The organism is Neobacillus drentensis (assembly GCF_036966985.1).
In the GTDB taxonomy this organism is placed as follows: Bacteria; Bacillota; Bacilli; order Bacillales; family Cytobacillaceae; genus Neobacillus; species Neobacillus drentensis_E.
On record NZ_JBALSN010000709.1, the window covers coordinates 1 to 2,017 of the forward strand.

Here is a 2,017-nt window from a genome sequence, read left to right on the forward strand (position 1 = left end):
GCACCAGAATTTTTTGACACGATTGCCTTAAACATAAAAAATAGCGGCCTTGGTCAGACAACTGGCTGGAAACGATTAATCATTGAAAAGCCCTTTGGTCATGACCTCCAATCTGCACGTGAACTCAATAAAAAACTCAGCCGTGCTTTTAAAGAAGAGGAAATTTACCGAATCGACCATTACTTAGGCAAACCAATGGTTCAGAACCTGGAAGCATTGGTTTTTGCAAACCCCCTACTACAGTCGGTTTGGAATAATAACCATATTGCAAATGTCCAAATAACTGCGAGTGAAACCGTTGGGGTTGAGAAGCGAGCGGGTTATTACGACCAAGCAGGAGCAATAAGAGATATGGTTCAAAACCATATGTTGCAAATGTTAATGATGACAGCCATGCATCTGCCCCAAAAGATTAACGCAGCGGAAATTAGAAATGAGAAGCGGAAGGTCATGGAAGCTCTTCGCCCCGTAAAAGAAAAAGATATCCCATACGATATTGTTCGCGGCCAATACATTTCAGGAGAGATAAATGATCAAAAAGTTCCAAGTTATAGAGAAGAGCCTGGTGTAAATCCTTTTTCCACAACTGATACATTTGTCGCTGCCCGTTTGTGGATTGACCAGCCATCGTGGGCTGGAGTTCCCTTTTACATTCGTACTGGAAAAAGAATGANNGAATGAAGGAAAAATCAACGCGGATTGTCATTGAATTTAAAAATAAGGAAAACCAATCATATAAAAATAATCAAATCGATCCTAATTTATTAATTATTGAAATTAATCCTAATGAAAATATCTCTTTACAATTAAACAGCAAAAACCCATTAAGAGATGGAAAGGTTACTCCTATTAGAATTAATTTCTCGAATGATCAAATAGGATTGGGAGTACCTGAAGCGTATGAAAGACTAATCTATGATGCTGTTAATGGGGATTCTACCTTCTTTGCTCATTGGAAGGAAGTTGAATTGTCATGGGAATGGGTACAGCCAATTCTTAATGCATTTGAGGGGAATATTGTGCCGCTCCATAAATATCAATCAGGTTCGTATGGTCCTGCAGCTTCTGATTCCTTGCTGTTGGAAAATGGCTTTAAATGGTGGCTTAATGAAAAGCTTCAAGAAAAAAAGGACACTGTACTACACATCTAAGATAATCTGGAGGGAAAAAATAATGTCTCAAAACTCAATCTAGACATTTGGTGCTTCAGGTGATGGAGCAGCAGTCATGAAGCAGTTTGGATTTACCGTTGATATTGTAGTACGTATTGCGAAAAGTGTCTTACAACATTCCTAGGTAGATTATTAAAGAAACAGAAAAAATTATTTTACAAATTGGAGGAGAGATAATGAAGGTAGGACTTATTGGTTTAGGGAAAATGGGATTAAACTTAGGGCAAAATTTAATGGATCACCATCACGAAGTTGTTGCATTTGATGTTAATCCAAGTGCAGTTGAAAATATGAAACAATATGGAGCAACAGGTGTATCGAGTTATAAAGAACTCATCCAGTCCTTAGATCACCCAAGAATTGTCTGGATCATGGTCCCTCATGCAGTGGTTGATTCAGTTATAGGTGAAGTCTTACCCTATTTGGAAAAAGGCGATATTGTCGTTGAAGCAGGTAATTCCCACTATAAAGAATCGATTCAACGCTACAACGAATTAAAGGAAATTGGCGTGAGATTTATGGATGCGGGTACTTCAGGCGGTATGGAAGGTGCTCGAAATGGCGCTTGTTATATGATTGGCGGTGATCCAGAAGCATGGGAGGTGGTGGAACCCCTTTTCAAGGATACAGCTGTGGAAAATGGCTTCTTATATGCCGGCAAAGCTGGAAGCGGGCACTTCTTAAAAATGGTTCATAATGGAATTGAGTATGCGATGATGGCTGCCATTGGAGAAGGTTTCGAAGTGCTTGAGAAAAGCGAATTTGATTTTGATTACGAAAAGGTCGCACGTGTTTGGAATAATGGATCCGTTATTCGTTCATGGCTGATGGAATTAACAGAAAAT

The 2,017-nt window shown here is 39.1% G+C and carries 1 protein-coding gene and 1 pseudogene; both read left to right on the forward strand.

The window, feature by feature from the left end:
• Positions 1-1,151: pseudogene (gene zwf / locus V7659_RS30800) on the forward strand (glucose-6-phosphate dehydrogenase); the annotation flags it as partial.
• 197 nt (positions 1,152-1,348) lie between these two features.
• Positions 1,349-2,017 (forward strand): phosphogluconate dehydrogenase (NAD(+)-dependent, decarboxylating) (gene gnd, locus V7659_RS30805; protein ID WP_335543803.1); only part of this gene is annotated, 669 nt, incomplete at its 3' end.